Origin of the sequence: Moorena sp. SIO3A2 (assembly GCF_010672265.1) — a bacterium.
Lineage (GTDB): Bacteria > Cyanobacteriota > Cyanobacteriia > Cyanobacteriales > Coleofasciculaceae > Moorena > Moorena producens.
In genome coordinates this window covers 22,593-48,206 of sequence record NZ_JAAHHC010000044.1, presented here as the reverse complement: position 1 = coordinate 48,206, position 25,614 = coordinate 22,593, and the positions used below count along the sequence as shown (strand labels likewise).

General features: G+C 42.8%; 20 protein-coding genes and 2 pseudogenes. 7 read left to right on the top strand and 15 right to left on the bottom strand.

The genetic code is table 11. The features are described from left to right. Positions 1-132 precede the first annotated feature (132 nt). Both F6K64_RS30530 and F6K64_RS30525 read left to right on the top strand, forming a co-directional pair. Positions 133-655, top strand: a pseudogene (locus F6K64_RS30530) (nitroreductase family protein); the annotation flags it as partial. Positions 656-706: 51 nt separating this feature from the next. Then, positions 707-1,432 (top strand): pirin family protein, encoded by a 726-nt coding sequence (locus tag F6K64_RS30525; protein ID WP_008190546.1) that lies wholly within the window; start codon positions 707-709, stop codon positions 1,430-1,432. Positions 1,433-1,606: 174 nt separating this feature from the next. Here the strand turns inward: F6K64_RS30525 and F6K64_RS30520 are convergent, their stop codons facing one another. Further along, complete coding sequence (locus F6K64_RS30520; RefSeq protein WP_008190544.1) at positions 1,607-2,197, bottom strand: 2OG-Fe(II) oxygenase; 591 nt, start codon at positions 2,195-2,197, stop codon at positions 1,607-1,609. Between the two features lie 140 nt (positions 2,198-2,337). Here F6K64_RS30520 and F6K64_RS30515 point away from each other — a divergent pair, with 140 nt between their 5' ends. Continuing rightward, on the top strand, positions 2,338-3,576 hold the full coding sequence (locus F6K64_RS30515) for an RNA-guided endonuclease InsQ/TnpB family protein (protein WP_071986982.1): 1,239 nt from the start codon (positions 2,338-2,340) through the stop codon (positions 3,574-3,576). 30 nt (positions 3,577-3,606) lie between these two features. Here F6K64_RS30515 and F6K64_RS30510 read toward each other — a convergent pair whose 3' ends face one another. The 5 genes from F6K64_RS30510 to patD form a co-directional block, all read right to left on the bottom strand. After that, the gene (locus F6K64_RS30510) at positions 3,607-4,215 is read right to left on the bottom strand and encodes a 2OG-Fe(II) oxygenase (RefSeq protein ID WP_008190538.1); all 609 of its coding nucleotides are present in this window, start codon (positions 4,213-4,215) and stop codon (positions 3,607-3,609) included. A 571-nt stretch (positions 4,216-4,786) separates the two neighbouring features. Continuing rightward, positions 4,787-5,011 carry a PEP-CTERM sorting domain-containing protein gene (locus F6K64_RS30505; protein ID WP_143764248.1) on the bottom strand — a complete coding sequence of 75 codons (225 nt, stop codon included), beginning with the start codon at positions 5,009-5,011 and terminating at the stop codon, positions 4,787-4,789. After that, positions 5,008-5,436 (bottom strand): hypothetical protein, encoded by a 429-nt coding sequence (locus F6K64_RS30500; RefSeq protein ID WP_008190532.1) that lies wholly within the window; start codon positions 5,434-5,436, stop codon positions 5,008-5,010. Before F6K64_RS30500 ends, F6K64_RS30505 begins: the two co-directional genes overlap by 4 nt. A 33-nt stretch (positions 5,437-5,469) precedes the next feature. Beyond that, on the bottom strand, positions 5,470-5,604 hold the full coding sequence (locus F6K64_RS30495; protein WP_008190529.1) for a hypothetical protein: 135 nt from the start codon (positions 5,602-5,604) through the stop codon (positions 5,470-5,472). Between the two features lie 332 nt (positions 5,605-5,936). Continuing rightward, positions 5,937-6,311 (bottom strand): heterocyst frequency control protein PatD, encoded by a 375-nt coding sequence (patD, locus tag F6K64_RS30490; protein WP_008190528.1) that lies wholly within the window; start codon positions 6,309-6,311, stop codon positions 5,937-5,939. Positions 6,312-6,625: 314 nt separating this feature from the next. On the opposite strand from patD, the gene F6K64_RS30485 reads away from it, so the two are divergent. Beyond that, complete coding sequence (locus F6K64_RS30485; protein WP_287267351.1) at positions 6,626-8,890, top strand: RelA/SpoT family protein; 2,265 nt, start codon at positions 6,626-6,628, stop codon at positions 8,888-8,890. A 269-nt stretch (positions 8,891-9,159) separates the two neighbouring features. On the opposite strand, the gene F6K64_RS30480 is transcribed toward F6K64_RS30485, so the two are convergent. The 4 genes and pseudogenes from F6K64_RS30480 to F6K64_RS30460 form a co-directional block, all read right to left on the bottom strand. Beyond that, on the bottom strand, positions 9,160-10,485 hold the full coding sequence (locus F6K64_RS30480; protein WP_287267350.1) for a group II intron reverse transcriptase: 1,326 nt from the start codon (positions 10,483-10,485) through the stop codon (positions 9,160-9,162). 66 nt (positions 10,486-10,551) lie between these two features. Beyond that, positions 10,552-10,983 (bottom strand): annotated as a pseudogene (locus F6K64_RS30475) (reverse transcriptase N-terminal domain-containing protein); the annotation flags it as partial. 651 nt (positions 10,984-11,634) lie between these two features. Further along, positions 11,635-12,978, bottom strand: coding sequence for an IS200/IS605 family accessory protein TnpB-related protein (locus F6K64_RS30465; protein ID WP_287267348.1), 1,344 nt, complete (start codon positions 12,976-12,978; stop codon positions 11,635-11,637). Between the two features lie 197 nt (positions 12,979-13,175). Beyond that, positions 13,176-14,132, bottom strand: a complete 957-nt coding sequence (locus tag F6K64_RS30460; protein ID WP_287267346.1) for a ribonuclease Z — start codon at positions 14,130-14,132, stop codon at positions 13,176-13,178. A gap of 282 nt (positions 14,133-14,414) precedes the next feature. On the opposite strand from F6K64_RS30460, the gene F6K64_RS30455 reads away from it, so the two are divergent. Continuing rightward, positions 14,415-14,543, top strand: a complete 129-nt coding sequence (locus F6K64_RS30455) for an alpha/beta hydrolase (protein ID WP_071105908.1) — start codon at positions 14,415-14,417, stop codon at positions 14,541-14,543. A gap of 141 nt (positions 14,544-14,684) precedes the next feature. Here the strand turns inward: F6K64_RS30455 and F6K64_RS30450 are convergent, their stop codons facing one another. Continuing rightward, positions 14,685-16,469: an iron uptake porin gene (locus F6K64_RS30450; RefSeq protein ID WP_071105909.1), complete on the bottom strand. Its 1,785-nt coding sequence runs from the start codon at positions 16,467-16,469 to the stop codon at positions 14,685-14,687. Between the two features lie 1,077 nt (positions 16,470-17,546). Here F6K64_RS30450 and F6K64_RS30445 point away from each other — a divergent pair. Next, positions 17,547-18,968: an effector-associated domain EAD1-containing protein gene (locus F6K64_RS30445; protein WP_008190515.1), complete on the top strand. Its 1,422-nt coding sequence runs from the start codon at positions 17,547-17,549 to the stop codon at positions 18,966-18,968. Between the two features lie 57 nt (positions 18,969-19,025). Here F6K64_RS30445 and F6K64_RS30440 read toward each other — a convergent pair whose 3' ends face one another. Together F6K64_RS30440 and F6K64_RS30435 are read right to left on the bottom strand one after the other, a co-directional pair. Further along, positions 19,026-19,796: a hypothetical protein gene (locus tag F6K64_RS30440; protein WP_008190513.1), complete on the bottom strand. Its 771-nt coding sequence runs from the start codon at positions 19,794-19,796 to the stop codon at positions 19,026-19,028. Positions 19,797-20,315: 519 nt separating this feature from the next. Beyond that, a complete protein-coding gene (locus tag F6K64_RS30435; RefSeq protein ID WP_008190510.1) occupies positions 20,316-21,551 on the bottom strand; it encodes a glycosyltransferase in 1,236 nt (411 codons plus the stop codon). 103 nt (positions 21,552-21,654) lie between these two features. Here F6K64_RS30435 and shc point away from each other — a divergent pair, with 103 nt between their 5' ends. After that, positions 21,655-23,568, top strand: a complete 1,914-nt coding sequence (shc, locus tag F6K64_RS30430) for a squalene--hopene cyclase (RefSeq protein WP_008190508.1) — start codon at positions 21,655-21,657, stop codon at positions 23,566-23,568. 234 nt (positions 23,569-23,802) lie between these two features. Here shc and F6K64_RS30425 read toward each other — a convergent pair whose 3' ends face one another. Next, complete coding sequence (locus F6K64_RS30425) at positions 23,803-24,678, bottom strand: DUF4351 domain-containing protein (RefSeq protein ID WP_008190506.1); 876 nt, start codon at positions 24,676-24,678, stop codon at positions 23,803-23,805. 151 nt (positions 24,679-24,829) lie between these two features. Continuing rightward, on the bottom strand, positions 24,830-25,614 hold a 785-nt coding region (locus F6K64_RS30420; RefSeq protein ID WP_287267342.1), incomplete at its 5' end, for a DUF4351 domain-containing protein.

Sequence of the window (25,614 nt, the reverse complement as noted above, 5' to 3'; positions counted from 1 at the left end):
AAATACGTTCTCTAATATTTCCATTTTCTTCTATTTTTAAGGCTTTTTGAAGTATTGTTTTTTGCTGTCAGATAATTTTTTGCTGGCATATTTCCTATTATTGGGTTATTTATTAATTTTTATTATACCAATTTAAATGCCGAACAGCTTAATCAGCGTCAAGTAACAGAAGCTCCAGTTGTATTAATTTGTTGTGGCGATCGCCGAGTTACTCAAACCGATTACATTGAATCGGTGATTCAACTAGGGTTAGATGTTGGTGGAGTCAATGATGCTTATGCAGATTTTATGCGTAGCTCCATTCCTCAATTGTTTGAGTATCATCCCTCGTTTCAATCCACCGAAGCCTGGACAAATCGTCACACTATGTTAGCCGTTGCTCATTTAATGATTGTGGCAAAAAGCTTTGGGGTTGATACCTGTCCCATGGAAGGATTTGTGTCTGCTCAAATTAAAGAAGCATTTAACATTCCTGCGGAAGTAGATGTGTGTTGTTTACTCCCCATGGGATACGCCGCTGAACCCTGTCTTGATGCAGTCGCTCATGGGGGAAACCCCCAAGACCGCGCTGCATCGCTTTAAACTCTATGGTGGACGGTTTGATATCGAACAAGTTTACTATGGGGAGAGCTTTGGAGAATCATTCCAAGTGTAGTACTCCTCAAAGTTTATTAATGACTAATTACAAGATTTGGAAACAAACCCGATGACTGTAACCACAAACAATCAGAAAGTAATCAAAATTCGTAAATCCTCTGAAAGAGGACACGCTAATTACGGTTGGCTCGATTCTTATCACACCTTTTCCTTTGCTAACTATTACGACCCCGCTCATATGGGATTTGGCAAACTGCGGGTAATTAATCAAGACCGGATTGAAGGTGGAACTGGCTTTGGAACTCACTCCCATAGAGATATGGAAATTATTTCCTATGTCCTAGAAGGAGCCCTTGAGCACAAAGATACCCTTGGCAATACAACCGTTATTCGTCCTGGTGAAGTGCAACGGATGAGTGCAGGAAAAGGTATTGCCCACAGTGAGTATAATTATTCAGCCACTGACATCGCCCATTTTTTTCAAATCTGGATTCTACCGAATCAAACTCGATTAATACCAAGCTACGAGCAGAAATTTTATGCACCAGAAGAAAAGCAGAATCAATTAAGACTAGTTGCTTCAGAGGATGGACGGGATGGTTCTGTGACCATTCATCAAGATGTTAATGTCTATGCCACGAATCTGGATGCTGGTGCATCAGTAATAACCCATGCTAATCAAGATCGTCATATTTGGGTACAAGTAGCACGAGGTCAGGTCAAGTTAGATAATTACTTGCTACAAGCTGGTGATGGTGCTGCTATTTCTCAAGCAGAATCTGTGATGTTAGTGGGTCAAGAGCAAGCAGAGGTGTTGCTGTTTGATTTGGCTTAAATCGAGATATCTGAGCATCTGTACATTTGAAGTTACTGGTTTGCCATTGGCTAAAACCTTGATTTTTACTTTCACTTGGGTAAGTCCTATCGCCATTCTTGATAGCGGTAAACAAAAAGGGTTTCAGGCTAGATTGCCCCTGGTGACAGCTTCGCTAGTTCTACCCCTGATCGATCAAACTCCATCGAAGATCCGACTATTAATCCAAGCTACTAGAGCAAAGCGGGTTCCTCGTGTAACGGGCTGTACCTGGTGAATCCAACTGGATGGGAAGAGTGTTGCTGAGCCTTGCTCTGTGCTAGCCACTTGTACAGCTTTCCTAAAGATGAGACTTCCCCCCTCATAGTCTTCAGGTGGGCTAAGTTGAACGACAATGCTGATACGGCGTCCACCAATTACACCTTTGTTGACATCAGTATGTTCCTTATAATGACCTCCGATCCCGTAACGTAGGAGAAGAATTGGTTCTGAAAATTCCTTCTCAATATTGAAGTTAAATACCTCGTTAGCCTGATCTGCACATGCGATTAGGCGTTGATAAAGCCAGCTATACTCAGTTAATTGAGGGATCTTGAGAAGATGTGCCCATCGATAAGAACGGTCAATTACTTGCTTAGAGTAGTCATGACCGACACGAATTTTTGCTTCTTCCAACTCGTGCTTCGCTGCATCTTCAACCAGGTCAACACACTCTCCAATAGAGAGAACTCCAGGGAAGGTCATTAAATGTTGATGAGGGGGTTGAGGGCTTACCACAATAGACATCAGATAATTTCCTATGGGAGAATTTAATGTTTCATCTATCTTCGGCGTGGAGACTCCCGTTATAGCGAAGCTTAACGGTGAGAGGAAACGCCGCCCTGCTCTATTGTATGACTTCACAATAAGTGGTGTATAATGTGAGTATGATTCAACGTGCCTATCGCTATCGCTTTTATCCAACGACCGAGCAAGAAACTCTCTTGCGACGGACACTGGGTTGTACTCGGTTGGTTTACAACATGGCTTTAGCAGCTAGGACTCAAGCTTGGTATGAGAATCAAGAACGAGTTGGGTATGCACAAACATCCTCAATGCTAACAAGTTGGAAAAAGCAAGAAGAGCTTAGTTTCCTTAATGAGGTTAGCTGTGTACCGCTTCAACAAGGCTTGAGGAACCTTTCGGCGAAGCCGACGCTACGCGAACAAAAAGCCTTTGCGAATTTCTGGGCAGGACGTGCTAAATATCCCAATTTCAAAAAGAAACATAATGGCGGTAGTGTTGAATTTACTAAGTCGGCTTTCCGTTGGAAGAATGGGCAAGTGTTTTTAGCTAAATGCTCTGAGCACTTGCCAATCCGATGGAGTAAAAAAATACCTGAAAATTGCACTCCTTCTACTATTACTGTCAAGTTGGATGCTAGAGGACGTTGGTATGTATCTCTTCTGGTAGATGACCATACTATTAAGCCTTTTCCAAAAACTGATAAGTCTATCGGTTTGGATGTGGGCATAAATAGCTTGATCGCTACTAGTGACGGAGAAAAGATTACTAATCCCAAGCACTTTAAGGGGTTACACCAGAAATTAAGACGTGTTCAAAAAGTACTGTCTCGCAAGAAAAAAGGTTCTAACAACAGACAAAAAGCTAGACTAAAAGTAGCTAAAGTACATGCACACATAACTGATACCCGTAAAGACTTTTTGCATAAGCTGACTACTCAACTGGTACGCGAAAACCAAACGATTGTCGTTGAGGATTTAGCTATAAAAAACATGGTGAAGAACCATAAACTTGCCCTTGCTATTAGCGACGCTAGTTGGGGGGAATTAACTAGACAACTGGATTACAAATGCCAGTGGTATGGTCGAGACTTAATTAAGATTGACCGATGGTTTCCTAGTTCTAAAAGATGTGGGAACTGTGGGCATATCGTTGATAAAATGCCGTTGGATATTAGGGAGTGGAAGTGTCCTGAATGTGGGATTATCCATGACCGTGATATCAACGCGAGTCAGAATATTTTGGCGGCAGGACTTGCCGTGTCAGTCTGTGGAGCGAACATAAGACCTGACAACCATAAGGTTGAAGGGCAGTTGCGAAAATCCCGTTCGCGTAGCGTCGGCTTTCTCGAAACGGGAAGGAAACAGAAACCTAAATCGTGAGGTTTAGGAATCCCCCACTATAGCGGTAGCTTAGTGGCGGGAGGATGTCAAAGAGAGAAAAGCTACAAGAGTCCGTCGTTCCCCTCGAACAACAGGAGTCACCTCGTGGAGTAGATCACCTGCACTGAGTACCATCTGAGTTGACAAAGGATGATATATATTGGTAGACCCTCCTTGATCATAAACAACTAGATCGCCACCTTCATCAGCTTCCTGAAGATGAATAATAATTGCTAAATGTCGCAGTGGATCGGAATCATTATCATAGTGAGCACCAATATAGCCTCCAGGTCTCATAACATTCAACTGAATGCGTCGAATTTCTAGAAATTTAGCACAGGTTATGAACTGAAAAAAGGCCTTCATTGGCTCCTTCAGGAGGATATTTTCAATCACTGTGCCAGTAGAGGTAAGAGTTTGTAGATAAGGTGTATCGGTCTTCAGACGACCCACTTCTAAGTTGTGAGTTTCCCCTCTGTCACCCACAGTAACCGAGCGAGTAGGAGTCTTGCAGGAAATATTAAGAATACATTGATAGTCTTCAGGGGTCATTGGAGTTTCATTAAGGGATAGAACCAAGACTCCATACTTGGCAAACTTATAGCGCAAATCACTATACTGAGAACTAAGCTCCAACATCTAAGTTTCTTCTAGCCTCTAAAAACTCTTTCTTGAACACCAAAACCTCCAGGAAGCTGAAGATGTAGAGCATAAGACTGATAGCATAAAATCCATTCTTCAGCCAACTTTCCCCCTGGCTTGATCATACAATCACTAGACTGATAGCATAAAATCCATTCTTCAGTCAACTTTCCCCCTGGTTTGATCATACAATCACTCAATATTCCTGGGCATCACTATTGAATCATGTTTCGGTAAAACCCAAAATCTGGATTTTACCGAGTCAAACAACACAACTGAGATGCACCCATTCTTGATAGGGGTAAACACAGATAGTTTGTAGGAATACAGCAATGTTTCCTACAAACTATTTTTGATTCATATTGTCTATTCACATTATAACTAAGAATATGACTACGTTCTGGTAATAGGTAATAGGTAATAGGTAATGTGTAATGGGTAATGGATAATGGATAATAGATAATGGATAATGGGAAATGGGTAATAGTAAGCCAATAACCAATGACCAATAACCAATGCCCAATTACCAAGTAACTATCTTTAGCCTTCTTTTCCCTCAGTCTTATGACTAGGATTTTTTACCTTGGCGTTTCTGTACTGACGTTAACCCCATAACTCCGAACGCAAACAGCGTACCTACTAAAGTTCCTGGTTCTGGTGTGGATACACTGCCTGATGGTGGCCTCGGTGTGTGTGTAAGTCCGCTGATAACAAAGACAACATCGTTAAAGTCTTGGTCTCCTGAATCATGGGCTTGCTGGGATATCCAATCGTCTTCAAATCCTAGCATCACAAACTTTTCCCCTCCAAATTCAACTTCATAACCCAAGAGATGATGAATCCGTCGAGATTGAATCTGCCGAGCTTGAATTCGTCGCGGATTTTTTCCCGATTGGAACCAAAGTACTTGTCGTTTTCACGATTATCATTGTACCCATCGGACTTTATGAAAAACTCAATAAAGGTGTCACCGACAAAATTCCCCAGATTTACACCTTGACCAAGTGCCAAAAGACCATCGTCGTTAGGGAGAATGCTCAAGGGAGAGGAAACATCATCAAAAACTATTTCTTTACTGTTACCATTATCCACAGAATAGAATAGTTGATTTCTGAAACCGGCTCCTTCGTTGATAAAAAAGACTTCCACATCGTTGGCACCACTTTCCCAGCGCAGAAAATTAAAATCGATTTCAGGCAAATCCTCTTGATTTATCATTAATCTTTCTTCATTTACGAAATCGTTAAAGTATTACCACTGCTCATAGGTTAGTTTTGGTACGTAATTCCCTGAATTGCTATACTGTTGATTGTATTCTTGCTCAGATACATTTGCAGATGCTTGATTGGCAGAATACAAAACTCCTAAAACAGTAGCGGTCGCCATTAATCCAGAAAGCAGTTTATATTTAATGAAATTGACTTAACTGATTAGACACTTCGTGGTTGTATAAATTAGGGAGTATAGAGCTGTTTTGTCTGTGCATTCCCTCTTATTTATCAGTGTCTCTGTCCGATGTATAGCGTTTCCTTTATGATTCGTGAAATATATTGGCCGAAGCTATCGCTATAACCCAAGCCCTGCAAGGATTTACGATTTTACCAATTTTACAAATGATTTAGGATTGCTATATGCGATCGCGTTTATGAAGATTTGATGCCAGGTTTAACTTTTGTATAAATTTTAAGGATGATAGCTGAATGCTTACGCTAGGAGTATTATGGTTGTTCCTGAGATTGTTGCAGCCACCCTTGGCAGTACTGAATCAGGGTCCCAATGCGATCGCATACTCCCTTCTGCCTCAATTTGGCTGTCTGGGCACTCCGGGATGCCTGCAGAAGCATCAGGTCATTTTCCAATAATCGGATCTGTTTGTGAATTTCCGTTTTTAGGGACTGCCATCGAGAGGCATAATCCAGAGGTATGTCTGAGGCACTAATACTAGCGATCTCAGTGATGAACAGCCCCTTTAGTGCTTGAAACTGCTCCTGAATTGCTGATCGGGCCACATCATCAGCGCCAAATTTGTAGTACATTTGTTCTAGGGCTTGTTGGAATTCTCGTAATCGTTGATTATGTGATTGAGATAACATTGTGAGCCCTATTAGCGTAAAATTATAAATGTAAAGAATTTTTTCTTTTTAAAGACAGGGCAGTTACCAAACCAACAATTTGGCTCTGCCACTTAAATATTGGAGGAAGCTTCCATCTCTTTGAACTTGAGCATCCGGACAGCATTCTGGCTTGACGAAAAAGGAGGGTGAGAGGAAGCTTTACTTAAACCGACTGCTGAGAAGGGTTTGGCTGCATCGACAAGCTTGCCACCCTTCTGAGTCAGTACTCATTTTGGTAGACTTCGGTTTTCCTAGACTCCGGTATCTATTTTTTCTCTGAGGGGCAAATAATTATGGACGCGATCGCCACCTACTCTATTTTGAATTTTAACGTCGAGATTCCTGACTGGCTGCAAGATTGCTTAAGAGCCGCTTCATCAGCGGCAGAGGAACCAGTCGGTGATCATACTTTGTTAATCGCTGAGGCATTTAAATTTGCTTACCAACTCCATCAAGGTCAGTCCCGCAAATCAGGAGAGCCTTACATTGCCCATCCTGTTGCAGTGGCTGATTTATTAAGGGATTTGGGAGGCAACTCTACTATGATAGCGGCTGGATTCCTCCATGATGTAGTTGAAGATACGGAAATTACTCCAGAAGAAATAGAATCCCGGTTCGGAGTGGAGGTACGAAATTTAGTAGAAGGGGTAACCAAACTATCTAAATTCAACTTCTCGAGTAAAACTGAGCGTCAAGCCGAGAACTTCCGCCGGATGTTCCTGGCCATGGCAGCAGATATTAGGGTAATCGTTGTCAAACTGGCAGATCGATTACATAATATGCGGACGTTGGAATACTTGAAGCCACAAAAACAGGGTCAGATTGCCCAAGAAACTCGAGATATCTTTGCCCCCCTAGCCAATAGGTTAGGAATTGGTTGCTTCAAGTGGGAACTAGAAGATTTAGCCTTTAAGTATCTCGAAAGGGATGCTTATCGGGAAATTCAGTCGTTGGTAGCAGAAAGACGCTCAGACCGGGAACAGCGCCTCAAGGAAGTCTCAGAACTTTTGCGAGAGCGCATTCAGAAAACCGGTGTTCATTGCGTTGATATTAGTAGTCGCCCCAAGCACCTGTATGGAATATATCAGAAAATGCAGCGGCAGAACAAGGGGTTTCATGAAATCTATGATATTGCTGCAATGCGCGTGATTGTGGAAACCAAAGAGGAATGCTACCGAGCCTTAGCCGTTGTTCATGATCTGTTTAGACCAATTCCAGGTCGGTTTAAAGATTATATTGGTTTACCTAAACCTAATCGCTATCAATCCCTCCATACCGGAGTGATTGGGTTTAATGGTCGCCCGATCGAAGTCCAAATTCGCACCCTGGAAATGCACCATGTGGCGGAATGGGGTATTGCTGCTCACTGGAAGTATAAGGAAACCGGTGGCTCTAATACTACCAAATTCACGGCTGATGATGAAAAGCTGACTTGGCTGCGGCAGTTATTGGAATGGCAGAAAGACCTGAAAGATGCTCAGGAATACATGGAAAACATCAAAGATAACTTATTTGATGAAGATGTCTATGTATTTACACCAGATGGTGACGTAGTCGCTTTGAGTCGGGGAGCAACCGCTGTAGACTTCGCCTATCGGATTCATACTGAGGTGGGAAACCATTGTGCTGGTGTACGAGTTAATGGCGAATGGCGGGTACTCGATTGTCCTCTAAAGAATGGGGATATCGTAGAAATTCTCACTACCAAAAACGCTCACCCTAGTCTAGATTGGCTCAACTTTGTGGTAACAGCCAGTGCCAGAAATCGTATTCGGCAATGGTTTAAGCGATCGCATCGGGAAGAAAATGTGGCTCGGGGTCGGGAACTATTAGAGAAGGAACTTGGGAAAAAAGGATTTGAAGCCTTGCTCAAATCAGCACCAATGCAAGTTGTGGCGGAGCGCTGTAACTACCACAAAGTAGAGGATTTACTGGCTGGCCTGGGTCATGGTGCAGTGACACTCAACTTTGTAGTGAAACGACTACGGGAAGAACTACACGCTGGTTTAGACAATGAGCCAGAAGAAAGTGAAGTGCTCCAACAGTATACTAGCTCTACCCCCATTCATCCCCAATCCCAACTTCCTGGTAAGAAACATCCTATTGCTGGTGTAGAAGGACTAATGTATCGCCTGGCTGCATGTTGTAACCCCTTACCAGGAGAATCTATCATTGGGGTAGTCACTCGCACTAAGGGGATTTCCATTCATCGGCAAGGATGTGTGAATGTGGAAAATGTTTTAGGAGAAAGACTAGTACCGGTCAGCTGGAATCCCACTGATATCGATAACGGTCGTCCCCAAACCTACCCGGTAAATGTGCAAATTGAAGTCATTGACCGGGTTGGTGTCTTCAAAGACATTCTCTCTCGCTTAAGTGACCAAAACATTAATGTCCGTAAAGCTCAAGTCAAAACTCAGTATGGCAAACCAGCTCTAATTGACCTGTGCATTGATATTCTCGATCACCAACAACTCAACTGCAGCTTTGCCAAAATCCAACAAATGAGCGATGTGTTAAATATCCGGCGTGTTTCTCAGGTGGAGGAATGTAATTGAAGGTTGTTCGCGTAGCGTGGCCTATTGGCCAAGGTTGTTCGCGTAGCGTGGCCTATTGGCCAAAGTTAGAAGTTTAACACTCAACAGTCAAGAATGAAGCTTCCACCACCTGAACGAAGTGGTGGTGTCTTATGCTAACTTAGGATTACCCCTAACCCACAAGGTTAAACTAAGCCAGAGAGTCGCCTCACTGACTCGTCTTCAAAACCGTACGTGAGAGTTTCCCCTCATACGGCTCCTCATTATAGGAACCATTTTCATTGGTACCTCTAGAACGGATTGGCATCTAACTCAGATGAGTCGATTTTCTCTCCGTGCTTTATATCGTGGCAATGTAGGTGAAGTAACTCTAGATTTTTGTCTGAGTTATTTCCACCGAGCGAGCGTGGTATTATGTGGTGTTTTTCCATCGAATCTCCATCCCTGAAGGTGAGACCACAATGAGTACATACCCCTTTTTGCCTTTTCAAAAGCCTTCCCTTTTGACTGGTCATTTCAGGGTGTTTCTGCATTCTGGTACTCCAATAAATTAGGTCGCCATCGAATGGACTCCGAGTCTCTTTGACCTTCACGTGTCTGACTATTTTGGTCTTGGCGTGTTTGGGGAGGTAATTCTCCTCGTTGGTCATGAATACCCAGTTATCTATTTTTGGGGCTTCCCATGGTTTCTTTGGTTTTTCAACCTTAGTTCCCCAATATTTTTTGTTCACCCAGGTTTTTGATTTATTAGGATGTCTCCTATAACCCCATCTTTGAAGTTTGTTCCAGAGCAGGTGGTCTATCTTCGAGTAGGTTTCCTTGCTACAGACTGAGCTGTGATATTTGCACCATCCTCTTGTGATAGGTTTGAGGTGCCTTATTAAGGCATCTTGAGGAGCGGCTTTGTGATTGTCAATTGCTGACGAGAGTTGCTCTAGGTGCTCTTTTACGCTCTTCCTTGATGGTTTGATGATGGTTTTAAACCCTTGTTTGGAGTGATTTCTTCCGGCTGTGTATTGCCGGATGTTGAAGCCAAGGAAGTCAAATCCTATGGTCGTATGAGTCACTCTGGTTTTGTTTGGTTTTAGTTCCAGGCCAATATCACTGAGCCAATCATTGATGATTTCTTGACATTCTTCTATCACTGAACGGTCTTTGTGCATGATGACAAAGTCATCAGCGTATCGAATTAAGTTCAATGCTCCTCTATTTCTGGTCTTATTTCCTTTCATAGAATTTGCATATTGTTTAATTCTCTGTTCCATTCCGTGGAGGGCTATATTCGCTAAAAGCGGAGATATGATTCCGCCTTGAGGGGTACCCTCGTTTGATTGGGAGAATGTTCCCTTATCCATCACCCCGGATTTTAACCAGTTCTTGATTAATCGTCTCAGGGATGGGTAAGTATTTAATTTTCTTAGAAGTGCATCATGATTGATTTTTTCAAAGCATTTGGCGATGTCAGCATCTAAAACCCATTTGGGCTTTTGTTTGATGCTGTTGAATATTGCTTCGATGGCATCGTGACATGACCGTCCCGGTCTAAACCCGTATGAATTAGGTTCAAATTTGGCTTCCCGGAGACGAAACCTTAGATAGTGGAGCCTTACTAACAAGCCTTAAAACCTTCTCTGCATAACCTTAAAACTATAAAGGCTCCACTATCTTGCGGTAACTTCTGACCATTCAGGTTCTAATGCCTGTTTGGCAAGTGCCTGTAGTGCTCGGTCATGTATGGTTGGTATCCCTAGAGGCCGTCTCTCATCTCTTCCAGGTTTAGGTATCCAGACCCGGCGGGTTGGTTGGGGCTTCTTGTACAGTTTTAGGCTGGCTACTAAGTCGAGTCGTTGCTTACTGGTTAAAGCTTTCTTCCCGTCTATTCCGGCAGTCTTCTTGCCTTTGTTTTGTTGGGTCACCTTCCTGACTGCGAGCATTTTGGCTGACCAGGATTTCATCAGGGTTTTTTGGAGTTTTCTAACCACGCGAACATCGCCACGTTGAGAGGCTCGATATATCCGGTTTTGTAACTTGAATACGGTTCTTTCTAGCCTGCGCCAATCAACCCTATTCCATTCCGACTGTGGGGCGAACCCCCGAGTTTTGGACTTATGCATTACTACTCCTAGCTATATTTTTTCCTACAACGTGAGTCTGTGTGCGTATCCTGGGTATTACCCCAGGCTTTGGCTTCTGACTCAATCCCTCTTTCATATGACTTGCGGCTAACTACCTACTCAACAACCGACCGTGTTGAGAGTACATATAAAAGTTACTTCGTTCCTGATAACCATTCTTTTGAACTTTTAGGGTGATACTCTTCACCGGGAACTTTAGGGAAATCTTTATAAGAATGTGAAACCTTATAAACCTGTATGCTCCTTTGACATTTTGTCCGTAGTGGTTCAGCCTTATTTCACTACGTCTTGCTGACGATGATTCTGACGTATCTTCCTCTCGTACCCATGAATTCTATTGCCTGTTACTAACACCACTTTAGACTAGCAGTGCTTCACTACTCGACCCCGCTTTACCCCAGGGTTGTTAAGTTCTGAAGTAGGGGTAGGGCTGTCACTCGGATTTCACGAGGGTCAGAAGTTACCGAAAGAATAGTGCAGCCTTTATGGTCAGCAGGTTAGGCATCATAGGAGTAAGGTTTTGTACTAAGGCTGCACTATTCTAAGGTTTTGTCTCCGGGTTGGTATTTCACCAACATGGTTATCAAGTTGTCAAGGTTCATTGAACCAGGCGGTTAATCCCCCAGACCCTCAAGGGGGTAGGTTTCTAACCAACGAATCGCACTCACATAGACAAGCCCAGCCTCTAGGCGGTCGTCCAGTGCTTTTGCTGGAACGACCCTCACCGTCATTTCTGCGAGTGAGTTTAAACACGCCTCTAGCACCGATGTTGTAAGCACCATTAAGATCTGCATTGAAGCACTTACCTGAGGGGAAGGTTGCTTGGGAGTATTTTTTTGAATTTCTCTTAACCGTACCGGAACCATCATAGGCAAGTTTTGAAGTGTAAGCTGCCACAACTTCTATTACTTTACCTCCCAGTTCCGCCCATTTCATTTCTGTAAAATCGCGAATTTTAGACTTGAGCCATCCGTGAAATTTTTGCCGGAGGTTAGACCGTTTCTTGCCACCTTTTGGCTTCCAACCCTTAAGATTCTCAAATACAATAGCTTCAGAGTTGAACTCCTTAGCAATGTCCACAATTCGCTTAGAAACAATATGGCCGATTTGATGGTTAATCCTTCGGCATTTTTGATAGGTCTTAGAGCAAAATCCTTTATGAAGTTTTCCACCCTTACCCATGGTCAATGATGCCACGGATACGGATTTCAGTCGTTTGTCCCTACGGTCTATGTCTCTCCCCGGATGAATAAATTCGCAGTGGATTACAGTGCCGCTATGAGTGACAACCGCTATTGTTGCAGTAGTATTTATCCCCAGATCTACCGCAGTAACGTTAGCTTCTGGTTTTCTTTTTTCTGGCTTACAGGTGAATGGAACAGATAAATGGCAAACCCTTTCATTGAAAACTAATGAAGGGGACATCATTTTGTTATTTGCCACCAGGTGACGCTCTCTTAAGCCAATGATTTGAATGGTAGTCCAAAGCCAATCAGAGCCATTGAAAACCTTGATTTCGACCTGGTCATAGCCATGTAGTTTATAGCATTGTCCCTTGTATAGAGAGGGATAACAACCAGTGTCTGCATTTAGCCTTGGCGCAAGCGCGTCCTTTCTTTTTCTGTTTCCCGATTGCCACTCCCGGTAACGAGTAACAAAACTACTGACTTGGCCAGCGGAAAAAGCGATCGCAGCACGTCGTAGATAACTGGGGAATTTGTAGAAAGTTTTGTTGAACTGAGGATATTTTACGTTGGGACGTTTAGCTGTCTGATGCATTAACTTTTCGACAGCTGGAGTTAGTTGATCTGCTGTCAACTCTCCCAATTCAGACCAGTGAGTATAAATAATGCCAACCAAATACCGACAAGCACGGCGATACACCTTAACCGTATCCCCTAAAAGCATTTTATTATCTGGGGTTGGATTAAGTTGCCACTTGTCTGTTCGTATGACTTTAGTCGGCGTTTTCACTGGTCTAACAAACTGGTTTATAGTTAATATTTTAGCCTACAAAAGATAAGACGGCAATTCGGCAAAGCCGACGCTTCGCGAACGAATGATTGGTGTTCCAGCCTTTAGCAACTAACAGCTGTATACTCCTTAACCCCCACCTGAACGTTCGCGTAGCGTGGCCAAAGGCCAGGTGGGGGAATGCGTCGCATTTTTGTTCAACAAACCACTTCTTTTTCTTCTGAACGTCGTCTAGGCACCTCATAGGTGAAGAAATCATGGGCTAAGATGGTATTTGGGAAAATTGCCCGTGCTTCTTGAAGTAAATCATCTAACCTCAGGGGGTTTCCTGGAGCATAACGAGGACTGAAATGGGTCATAATTAGCTGTTTGACTCCTGCACCAAGGGCAACTTGAGCTGCCATGGTAGAGGTAGAATGTAAGCGCTCAATAGCCATCTGAGCGTCTTGATGGGCAAAAGTAGCTTCGTGAATCAACACATCCCCATCCTTGGCCAGTTCAATAGCCTGCTCACAGAAGATAGTATCGGTACAATAAACCACTTTACGGCCAGTTTCGGGTGCTCCACACAATTCAATGCCCTTAATCTCACGCCCATTAGGTAGGGTAATCGTTTCTCCCCGTTTGAGTTTACCGTAAACCGGACCAGAGGGAATTCCTAATGCGATCGCTTTTTCTACATTAAACCTGCCCGGTCGGTCTTTTTCACACACTCGATAGCCAAAGGCTGGTACACGATGTTCGAGGGGTAGACAGCTAACGGTAAATTCTTGGTCTTCGTAGACTAAACCAGGTTTTATTGTGTGAACCTTGAAGGGGAATGCCAAATGGGTGCGAGAGTATTTTAGGCAAGCTTGGAGATAACTATCTAAACCCGGTGGTCCATAAATATCAACCCTGTCGATGTTTCCCGCTAAGCCACAGCTTGCCAACAGACCTGGGATACCAAAAATATGGTCGCCGTGGAGGTGGGTAATGAACATTCGTCTGATCTGGCTGGTTTTCAGGTCACTCCGCAAAAGTTGATGCTGAGTACCTTCGCCACAGTCAAACAGCCAGACTTCTGCACGCTGAGGTAAGCGCAGCGCTACACTGGACACATTGCGCGATCGCGTTGGGACTCCGGAGCTAGTTCCTAAAAATGTAATTTCCACGCAGCCTGTTGTTGAATGTTCTTGTCTTGACTCTTCTATATATAGTACACAGCCTGAGTCCGATAGTCTCGAAGAGTGGGTAGGATATCACCGGGTCAGCCATCAGCTTTCAGCTTTCTGCTATCAGCTATCAGCTTTCTGCTATCAGCTATCAGCTTTCTGCTTTCTGCATATGCTTAGATGGACTTTCCTGGTGACTTTCAATTCTCATTAATCTCGAAAATTATAGCGTTGATCACAGTCATGAGGTACAGTATTATTTGAAGCTGATTCCCTGTCTTGATGCAGCGCATCCCTATTACCCATTACCTATTACCTATTACCTATTACCTATTACCTATTACCTATTACCCATTACCCATTACCTATTACCTATTACCTATTACCTATTACCCATTACCTATTACCTAAAATCCCGAAATTGTGTACCTCATAGCTATGAGAATTGCTATATACCGTTCCCGTAGCGTGGCCATAGGCCAAACAGGTTTATTTGAAGCTGACGGCTGACAGCTGACGGCTGACAGCTGACGGCTGATGGCTTACAACAAATCAAAAAATAAATTTAGTTTTTAACATTGGTACTACGATACTATTGTTGTTACTGTTGTGTTCTGGAGATATAATTACAAATAGACCGGGAGTGATGGAGATATTGTCATTAATTTGGTAGCGATAAAAGGTTTCTAAATGGTAAGATACATCCAAATCTTGACGACTGTTAATATCATTTTCAGCTAGTCTAGGAGGCATTCCAAACACGAAACCTAATTCATTGCCTTCTTTGCCTAAATCGGGAAATGCCATGGTGATAGCCCAAGTCCAGATATCAGCTTTAGCCCCCTTTGAGCCATCCAAACCACTTTGGCGGGGAGAGGATTCAGCGTTGGCATTGATATAACTAAGCCAACCCCCAAGGGCAAAACCAGGACTAAGTCGATATCTCGCTTGTAAGCCAAACCCATTAGCGGAGGTAGCGGTTTGATCACCAAAGGGTGCTTGGGAAAATTGACTGCCAGTACTGCCAGTGACATCAATCCCTGAGTTGGGTTCAGGAGAATAGTAATGAACATAATTTAATCCAATCCCTAAGCGCTGATTTGGTGTTAAGGTTAGCTGAGTGAAAGCACCAAATTGACCGTTAAATAGTCCATTACCTTCGGTGGGATTAGAGATACTAGCGGCACTACCTAAATAAGCTACACTGATTCTAATTGAGTCATTAAATTGATAACGAATAGCAGCGCCACCACCTTCAGCTAGGCGATAAACGGGGTTATGTACTCCAAAACGGGAGAGGGCTGACACGGGATTGAGGGGGTCAGTAATCTCATCGGCTGAGAGACCTGCTGCTGCAATATGAGCTTGAATGCGATCGCTAATCGGGAATCGATAATATAGTTCAGTTAAGACAAATTCCTGGTCTGTATCTGTTTCAAAGTCATAGAGAGTCATGTCTGTGCCATCAAGGGGGTTATTAAATTCAGGCACGTCGGTGGTATCGATTCTAGTGCGTAACAGGTCTTTACCGGTGAAACTGGTATCAAAGGATAATAGGGCAAGACCTGTGAATGTAGTGGTAAGACTATCGTCTTCAGTTGGGCTACTGCAACAAGGGGCAGCTTTGTTACCAGTGAAGTAGTCAATTAGGATAAAGTCTACTTCGCCATTGAGCTTAGTAGTGGTGGAAAACTCAGTAATTTCGACTTCAGCAGTACGAGCGGTGACAGCATCCAGGTTACCACGCAGTCTAGCTAGTTCCAGGGTAAACTCGCCTTGCAAACGCTTGATTGCCTCTAGATCCTCTTTAAAGTAGGACGATGCCAAATTGGGAGCAACAATCACCTTACTGAGCTGATCGAAACAGGCATTGAGAGCAGCAGCAAATTCATAACGGTTGAGGGGACTATTGCCACGATAGCTACTATCAGGATATCCTGCCATACAACCGTAGCGCTCTACGATAGATTGTAAGGCTTGGAATGCCCAATCTGTGGGCTGGACATCGGATAACTGGGATACTGATGTCACCTGATCCATCGGATCATCTATCGGTTCGAGATTGGGTTCGATATGGGGAGTTAGTTGATGGTCAAACTCTTGTGTAGTTGTTGGTAATTCTGTTGTTGGTGATCCTGGGAACAACTGGTCAACAGGTGTCACCTGCTCCATCACGCCCACAGAGATGGGGGGAAGTAATTCTACTGCTACGGATAATTCCTGGGCGGTTGTTGACTTTGGTTGAGATTCATTGGCTAGACCATTGGGAGTTAGTAAAAATGCTGCAGCGATCGCAGCTGGAGTTACATGGGGCAAGCTCCAAGTCAGTTTGGGCATTGGGAACGATAGTTGACTACTCACACCGAAAACATTGATATAATGGCGCAAATCTTAGCAATTTGCCCAGTAGGGTGATGCTAACAGGGGTAGGTTTCTGATATCTGGGTGAAGCGGGAAGTGTCGGAAGTGTGGGATTCTAAGAGGTTGTCTGAGAAGTCTCATTTGCTACATCCAAGCCCCCGTTGGTCCCCCTCTGGGGGACTTTTAGAAGCAAATTGACTCTTGTTCCCCCCAAAGTTGGGGGGTCAGGGGGGCAAAATTCAGTATCAAAAAACTTTTCAGATATCCTCTAAGAGTTAGATATCCAACTGCTGTTGTTACACTCAAGTTGAACCTATTCAGAGCGAGCAAATAGAGGAAGCATTCCTAGATTAACTCCGGATTTATCTAGGAAAATTGGTGTTGCTGAATTAATAGACCTCTTGCAAAAGTATTTTTCTGATAGTGTTTACGTCAATTCTTGTCCACTGTTCCCTGTTCCCGTCTTGATGCAGTCGCTCATGGGGGAAACCACGGCAGTCGCTCATGGGGGGAACCCCCAAGACCGCGCTGCCTCCCCAAGACCGCGCTGCATCGCTGTTCCCTGTTCCCGACAACTGCCGCGAAGTCTAATGAATGAATGAGCGATCATCAGGTGCGACCCGTGGCGAATTTAATTCTTAATGGGTCAAGCGCACCTATGGTTTTGTTGAAGCCCCCTAAATCCCCCGAGCGAGCAATCCCTCGCTCGGGGGACTTTTAGAGTTTTTTCCCCCCAAGCGAGCAATCCCTCGCTTGGGGGGTTAGGGGGGCGAAACCATACCCAGAATCAGCAACACCGAAAAAACTATAGTTCAAGGGTTTGTAGTTCAAGTTTTCTTACAAAAATGACCTGCTCCCACATAGAACTGTTTAGCAAGCTGATGTTGATAGATATTAGCTTAAGTATAAACATCAATAATTTTTTGTCTAGGATCAACGGAGTAGGGTTTCATGATTTTTTAGTATAATTATCTGAGGTATCATGATTATTGTACCTGACTAGCTTGATAAATATTATGTTAAGTTCTATGGTTGAGAAGTAGAGAGCTATACATGAAGGTTAGAAATATCCCTGGTTATCTCCTTGATCAGATAGAGTCAGCCCTATTTACTGTTTTCCCTGCTAGAAGAAAAAATGCTGGAAATACCCCTGGTTATCTCCTTGAGAAGATACAGTTAGCCCTGCTTAGTGCTTTTCCTGAGCCACAGGGCTTCAAACAAATGCTACGATTCCAATTAAATGAAAATCTGCCAGAGATTGCTACTGGTGGAAATTTCAGTGAAATTGTTAACAAAACAATCAACCATTTTGATAGTAATAATAGTTTAGAACTATTAATTAATAGCGCCCTTAAACAAAATTGCGCTAATCCTGAGTTAAATGCAATCAAGAAAAAATTTAAAATTACGACTAGTTTACTCGACCTATTGTATCCTTTAAAAAAAAATAACAAGCCAAAGCAAGAGGTTTATAGAGATTATTTTCAAAAAGTCAATTTTTCGGAAGATAAAATTGTTGCAAATTTAAATGATATTATAGATAACTTGGATACTATACTTGATGAAAATTTTTATAGTGAAAAACCTATCATAGACTTTGCTGATTTTTTATTAAAAAATAGAGATATTGATATTTCACAAGAAAATGCTTGTCAACTCAATCAATGGTTAAAAATCGAGTCCAAGAGAAGTAAAGCAAGCTATATAATCAGCTATATAATAAGATTGGTAAGCAATAACCGCTTATTTGAATTTGATTATGTAGTGTCACGTATATTGCCATTCCTCTTTATTAATATTACTGGGGCTTGGATAATCGAATTCTTGAGTAGAATAGAATGGGTTAAGCAGTATAAAGCCCTTAGCATGTTGTTTTTTATAGTATTTACAATCATAGCTATTATTGATTTATTTAAAAAATCAAATTTAAGACTGAACCAAATAGGATCAGTTACCTTAGTAATCTTGGTGATAATAGGAGAAGCATTTATATTTAGCATTTTTCCCACTAAACTAGTAAAGTCCCCTGAAAACTTTCACAATTACCCAGAAATCGTAAAAGTTTTTGAAAACCAGCATCTAACTAAACATTATAATTTAAAGAAAATCTTTATACATAAAGCTGAAGTAATAGATAGATTTATAAAAAACCCGGGTAAAGATAATGAATTACATGAATTACACATATTACTTAATGATGTGGAATGGACCAAGGAAGAAAAATTAAGATTTCTCAAGAGAAACTATAAAGGATATATAAAAGTTAAGATTAGTTATAATGATAATTCGACTGGGAAGTTTAAAATAAAAAAATCTCAAATAATTGACTATTCATTTAGACCTGGTAGTGGAATCTTATCCTTTGTGATAGGATTCGGAGAAACAGCATATTTGGTGCCTCGACAAAGATATAATCTTCTTCAAAAAATAGAGAACATTATTGAAGATAACCAAGTTTTAGAAAAAATCAAATAAATATGAATAAGCTGTTAAGCATTAGTGCCTAACAGCTTAACAAATTAGCTTAACCAATTATTCAAAGGTTATGGTATTAGGTAAATCAATCACAAAGTTCAGCCCTTGTGGAGTGACATCGGCGTTAATAGAGACACCAGCCTTAACGAGTTTATCTAGGCTTAATCCATAGGGTTTCAACTTTTGATCAACGCCCGCATCTTTAAGATAGGAAATTAAATTGACACCATCAAAATTTGCCAAACCCTTCTTGACCGCTTTAACTGTTTGATTGCGAAATACACCTTCAAGAAGAGTCAGAGCATCAGAATACCATCCCCTTCCACGCACATTGTGGTTACGGTAAGCAACTTGTAAATCGTTATTACGTATGGCAATACCAAGACTGACATCACCACTAGGTGTTACAGAAAACAAGCGAGTACACTTCTTTCCAGAAAATAGATCGATGCATTCATACTTACGCAAATTGACTGTAAAGGAAAATGTTGCTCCACCATTGTCAATAGACTGAAGATTAATATCGTTGATCTTCCACTTGTTATAACGAGTATTCTTGATGTAATACCCATCATATTGATTAATAGAGTTAACTAAATCTTCCCGGAATTTTTCAATTGGCAACGTTCCTCGAATTTGTGCTTTGGTTAAGTCCAACTCAATGGGAAATCCAATCTGATTTGTCAATACATCTAGAGACTGGACAACAAGCGGGACATTAGCATCAGGAAATTTGCTCTCTGCATGAAGATAACCAGGTAGAGCAATAGTTAAACCTAAAGAGATGGCAAAAGCCCTAAAAATAGTTGCTAGATTTTTATCCAACATAAATTCTCTCCTTTGTCGGGAGCAGCTAGTATGTATTGGTATTTTGAAACCTTCGGATACTAAAAATAGCTGAACGCCTTTATATAAAAAGACAATAGTTTGATGAGGTTTGAATTATTTAAACCCTTTAAATCCTAAGGAAGTAGTCAATCAATAGATTACCATTTACTGCTTAGGCTTCGAGTTAATTTTGAGCATACTTGTTTTCAAATACCACTATTGATTTATCAGGCAAAGTTCAGGAAGTTATGCGTAACTTAACAAAAGTTAATAAAAAAATGCATTAGGGGCAGTAGAAAGGAATTATAGACATTGAAGTATAGTTAGGGAAAGAGTAATAGGTAATATGCAACAGCAGATCTGATAGCAAAACTATGTCTTAACCTTTACTTCGACTGCTATACCAGTAAACTTTCAACCTTCAACATCCAACATCCAACATTCAACCTCCAACATTCAACCTTCAACATTCAACCTCCAACATTAAACCTTCAACAGTTAACCTTCAACCTCTAACCTTCAACCCTCAACCGAATAAACCCTTCCTTTCCAAGCACCACCCCGTCCTTGCCAATGTCGCCATGCTGAATCTATGGTCATTAAGGTATAGAGCAACCCGATCCCAGGTAAGCAAAATCCTAGCAGAGGAGAACATTGATACAGGCGCAGTGTGGGTAAGTAAGCTAAAGCCATCAGTAACCATGTCACAAAGGATGCGATCGCATTCAGCCAATGTCCAGTCAAAACACTAAGGATCAAACCAATCGGGGCTACTAGATAAATTAACGTCATTGCCATCACCGTACCCACTAATAGCCATGGGGAATACTCTAGTTGGGTAAAAGCCGTGCGAGCAATCATGTTCCAGATACTCGCTAAAGAAGGATATGGTCGTAAGCTGCGAGTTGATTGACTTAGCCCTAACCAAATGCCACCAAGGCCAGAAAGGGAACCAGAGGAAGATCTGGACTGATTACTGGATTTAACTGCTTGAGCTAGGGCACAATCATCGATTAATGCTTGACGCACTACCTCAATCCCACCGATGCGGTTTAAGGCTTGATGGCGAATTAAAATACATCCTCCAGCGGCAGCCGCAGTAGATTTTGTGGGGTTATTGACCCAAGCAAAGGGATACAGTTTTTGAAAGAAGAAGACAAAGGCAGGAATCAGTAGTCGCTCCCAAAAGTCTTGGCATCTGAGCAACACCATTAGGGAAACTAGATCCAAGTGTTCTATCTCGGCTTTGGTAAGCAGTTGACGGAGATTGGCTGGATCATGCTCTATATCAGCATCGGTAAATAAAAAATAATCTGGGGCTGGGGTTTGCTGCTGCCCATAACGAATGCCTTGTTCTAAGGCCCAGAGTTTACCAGTCCAACCAGGGGGTAACTCTTGACCGGATAATACTTCTAGTTGGAATCGTTGGGAGGATTGCTTGCTTTCCTGGGCAAGGGCTTGAGCAATGGTCGCTGTTTGATCAGTGCTTTGGTCATCCACTACAATCACCGTCAAGCAGCCAGGATAGTCTTGAGCCAGAAGCGATCGCAATGTCGTGGGGAGCAACTCAGCTTCATTACGAGCTGGAATTACAGCACAAACCTTGGGTAATGATTCCCCTTGACCTACAGACCTGGTAGGGAATTTCTCTATAACCAGCCGTTGGTCTGCTCGCCAAAACTGACCCCGAAATCCTAGTAATCCGATCCAAATCCCTACGGATAGAACAGTGATTCCTAATCCGATTGTATCCATTTGTATTGATACCTATTGCTAATTCTCCACTACAAGTAGCAAAATAACGTAACCAAAGGTGCGCGCACCTTTGAATGTGGTGTGTGAAGTAAAACGGTAAAACATGCAAACCCAAGACAGGATTGTAGAATCAGGGGTTACAGGAGCGATCGCAAATAGCCAAAGCTATTTACTCGCTCAGCAATATCCCGATGGTTACTGGTGGGCAGAACTGGAATCTAATGTCACCATAACAGCGGAGATTGTCCTACTCCATAAAATTTGGGGAACTGACAAACAACGACCTTTACATAAAGCGGAAGCCTATCTGCGTTCTCAACAGCAGAAACACGGTGGCTGGGAACTTTTCTATGGTGATGGTGGGCATTTGAGTTGTTCGGTGGAAGCTTATATGGCACTCCGCCTTTTGGGGGTACCTGCCAGTGACTCAGCTTTGGTCCGAGCCAGGGATTTTATTCTCAGACGGGGTGGCATCAGCAAAACCCGGATTTTCACCAAATTTCATTTAGCCTTGATTGGCTGCTATAGCTGGCGCGGGATTCCCTCGATTCCCCCCTGGATAATGTTGTTTCCAGAATGGTTTCCCTTTACTATCTATGAAATGTCTAGCTGGGCAAGGGGAAGTACAGTTCCTTTATTAATTGTCTTTGACCAGAAGCCAGTATTTGAGATTGAGCCAAGGATCAATCTAGACGAGTTATATACCGAAGGAGCTGATCAGGTCAAATTCGAGCTACCTCGCAATTCCGATTGGACAGATTTATTTGTACTGCTTGATGATGGATTTAAGTTAGCAGAAGACTGGAATTTAGTTCCATTCCGGAAGCAGGGACTGGCAGCAGCGGAAAAATGGGTCTTGGAGAGGCAAGAAGCCACAGGAGACTGGGGGGGAATTATTCCAGCCATGTTGAATTCCCTGTTAGCGTTGCGTTGTCTCAACTATGATCTTGCGGATCCGATCGTGCAACGGGGACTGGAAGCCATTGATCGGTTTGCCATTGAAACCCCTGACAGCTACCGAGTCCAAGCCTGTGTTTCCCCAGTTTGGGATACAGCTTGGGTATTGCGAGCGATGGTGGAATCTGGTTTAGAACCGGATCATCCAGCCTTAGTTCGGGGTGGAGAATGGTTGTTGCAGCAGCAAATACTAGACTATGGGGATTGGGTGGTGAAGAATCCCCAAGGGAAACCAGGAGGATGGGCCTTTGAGTTTCAAAACCGTTTCTATCCTGATTTAGATGATTCCCCAGTAGTGATTATGGCCTTGAATAGCTTGAAACTCCCTAATCAGAAACTAAAGCAGGCAGCCATGGCTCGTGGCTTGGCTTGGATAGCATCAATGCAGTGTAACCAAGGGGGTTGGGCTGCGTTTGATATTAATAATAATCAACACTGGCTCAATTCTCTGCCCTATGCTGACCTGAAAGCTATGATTGACCCTAACACAGCGGATGTGACCGCACGGGTCCTGGAAATGCTGGGTTCGTGTAATTTGTCCATAGAATCCCAAAAGTTGGAGAATGCGATCGCATTTTTGATTCAGGAACAGGAAGCCGATGGCAGCTGGTTTGGTCGTTGGGGGGTTAACTATATCTATGGCACCAGTAGTGCTCTTTCAGCCTTATCTAAAATAGCGCCTCACACCCACCAACGTAGTATCGAACGGGGTGCCGCTTGGCTAGTGAAATGTCAAAACCTCAATGGTGGCTGGGGTGAGACCTGTCTTAGTTACGATGATCCCACTCTTAAGGGACTAGGAATCAGTACTGCATCTCAAACCGCTTGGGCTTTAATTGGTTTAATGGCAGCAGGAGAAGCTACTGGCAACTGGGCAATGGATGCCATTGAGATGGGAGTCAACTACTTAGTGTCAACTCAGCAGCCCGATGGCAGTTGGGATGAAACCGAGTTTACAGGCACAGGTTTTCCCAGTCATTTTTATTTGAAGTACCACTTCTATCAACAATATTTCCCGTTGTTGGCCTTGGGAAGATATCAAATGTCTGTTGCAAGTTGAAGGTTGTTTGTCGGAATGTAGAATTAAGAATGTAGAATGTAGAATGTAGAATTAAGAATGTATAATTAAGAATGCAGAATGTAAAATCCAGAATGGTGAATGGTGAATGTCGAATACAGAATTCCAAATTCTTAATTCTTAATTCTTAATTCTTAATTCTTAATTCTTAATTCTTAACTCTTAATTCTTAATTCTTAATTCTTAATTCTTAATGCCCACGCATCCTGTTTATTGCTAATGCTCAGTCAACCAGACCGTCAAATCTGTGACGGTCTCAAAATCCAACAGCGCCTCGCTCAACTCCTCCAATTGAGCAATAGAAAGCTTTTGAATCCCCTCAAGTAGCTGGTCAGAAATACTACCAAACCGACGGGTGATCAGACGTCTAACGATTGAGTACCCTTCCTCTTGTTTTCCTTCCAGTTTTCCTTCAAGCTTTCCTTCACGTTTTCCTTCGAGTAAACCAAGTTTATGTCCTTTTTGAATTATCTTCTGATAAATTACAGACTCTTGCATCACTTCCTCCGGAAATAATTCTGTGATCAACCTTTGGTCAAACCGCAAACCAGCTAGTAACTGGGTACAAGCGGAGATGTTAGTAAAAGCTAGTGGTTCTTCAATCCTATCCACTGCTGCCGCCACTTGCTCTAATAATCTGTTGGGAGACTCACTGAATGCTAAAGTGGCAAAAGGCAATAAGGCGGGATTGGCCAAAAATTGCAATGGGTCTTGCTCCCACATCCTGATTACTCGATAGCGATGGCTAGTGTTACTCTCGACCAACTGGTTAGTATAAGCTTTGGATGAGGTGGTGAACTTGAGAAATATCACTACCTGCTCTATGGGACAGTTATACTTTTCTTTGAGTCTGACCCAATACTTGAGCATCCGCAATGGTAGGGATGGCTTGGAAGCTGGCAGGGTTTGAAATTCCCACTGTAGGATTTGGTTAGCGGTTTGCAGCAGGGTCAAGGAATCGGCGTGAATCGGTTCAGTATTTAACTCAGTTTTGAGCACCGATATTTCAGTAACTTCAATATCATGAAGCCACTTGACCAAATCCCCTGGGTAGTTTTCGGCGAGATATTTACAGATATTATCGTAAGCCAAGGTAGTTATCTTTGGTTAACAGTACCTGGGCAAGTTTATCGGATTTGGTCAAAAAAAGCGATCGCATAAGCGCGGAAGCTGAGGCCGTAGGCCACGCTTTGCGAACGCTTCATCGCGTTTGCGTAGGGGCTCTTTGAGAGCATCGCTTTTTTTATTGCTGATGGGATGCCAACCACACAGCTATATCGGTGACTGTCTCAAAATCCAACAACGCCTCGCTCAACTCCTCCAATTGAGCAACAGAAAGCTTTTGAATCCCCTGTTGTAGCTGGTCTGAAACACTCCCAAACCGACGGGTCAGTTGACGTATCACGATTGAGTAACCTTCCTCTTGCCTTCCTTCACGTTTTCCTTCAAGTAAACCAAGTTTATGTCCTTTTTGAATTATCTTCTGATAAATTACAGACTCTTGCATCACGTCCTCCGGAAATAATTCTGTGATCAACCTTTGGTCAAACCGCAAGCCAGCTAGTAACTGGGTACAAGCGGATATGTTAGTAAAAGCTAGTGGTTCTTCAATCCTATCGACTGCTGCCGCCACTTGCTCTAATAATCTGTTGGGAGACTCACTGAATGCTAAAGTGGCAAAAGGCAATAAGGCGGGATTGGCCAAAAATTGCAATGGGTCTTGCTCCCACATCCTGATTACTCGATAGCGATGGCTAGTGTTACTCTCGACCAACTGGTTAGTATAAGCTTTGGATGAGGTGGTGAACTTGAGAAATATCACTACCTGCTCTATGGGACAGTTATACTTTTCTTTGAGTCTGACCCAATACTTGAGCATCCGCAATGGTAGGGATGGCTTGGAAGCTGGCAGGGTTTGAAATTCCCACTGTAGGATTTGGTTAGCGGTTTGCAGCAGGGTCAAGGAATCGGCGTGAATCGGTTCAGTATTTAACTCAGTTTTGAGCACCGATATTTCAGTAACTTCAA

Excerpts from the sequence above, each read along its gene's own strand:
- F6K64_RS30525 (WP_008190546.1), top strand. The coding sequence starts at position 707 with ATGACTGTAACCACAAACAATCAGAAAGTAATCAAAATTCGTAAATCC.
- F6K64_RS30520 (WP_008190544.1), bottom strand. The coding sequence starts at position 2,197 with ATGTCTATTGTGGTAAGCCCTCAACCCCCTCATCAACATTTAATGACC.
- F6K64_RS30515 (WP_071986982.1), top strand. The coding sequence starts at position 2,338 with ATGATTCAACGTGCCTATCGCTATCGCTTTTATCCAACGACCGAGCAA.
- F6K64_RS30510 (WP_008190538.1), bottom strand. The coding sequence starts at position 4,215 with ATGTTGGAGCTTAGTTCTCAGTATAGTGATTTGCGCTATAAGTTTGCC.
- F6K64_RS30500 (WP_008190532.1), bottom strand. The coding sequence starts at position 5,436 with ATGATAAATCAAGAGGATTTGCCTGAAATCGATTTTAATTTTCTGCGC.
- F6K64_RS30495 (WP_008190529.1), bottom strand. The coding sequence starts at position 5,604 with ATGGCGACCGCTACTGTTTTAGGAGTTTTGTATTCTGCCAATCAAGCA.
- patD (WP_008190528.1), bottom strand. The coding sequence starts at position 6,311 with ATGTTATCTCAATCACATAATCAACGATTACGAGAATTCCAACAAGCC.
- F6K64_RS30485 (WP_287267351.1), top strand. The coding sequence starts at position 6,626 with ATGGACGCGATCGCCACCTACTCTATTTTGAATTTTAACGTCGAGATT.
- F6K64_RS30455 (WP_071105908.1), top strand. The coding sequence starts at position 14,415 with ATGCAGCGCATCCCTATTACCCATTACCTATTACCTATTACCTATTAC.
- F6K64_RS30450 (WP_071105909.1), bottom strand. The coding sequence starts at position 16,469 with ATGCCCAAACTGACTTGGAGCTTGCCCCATGTAACTCCAGCTGCGATC.
- F6K64_RS30445 (WP_008190515.1), top strand. The coding sequence starts at position 17,547 with ATGAAGGTTAGAAATATCCCTGGTTATCTCCTTGATCAGATAGAGTCA.
- F6K64_RS30440 (WP_008190513.1), bottom strand. The coding sequence starts at position 19,796 with ATGTTGGATAAAAATCTAGCAACTATTTTTAGGGCTTTTGCCATCTCT.
- F6K64_RS30435 (WP_008190510.1), bottom strand. The coding sequence starts at position 21,551 with ATGGATACAATCGGATTAGGAATCACTGTTCTATCCGTAGGGATTTGG.
- shc (WP_008190508.1), top strand. The coding sequence starts at position 21,655 with ATGCAAACCCAAGACAGGATTGTAGAATCAGGGGTTACAGGAGCGATC.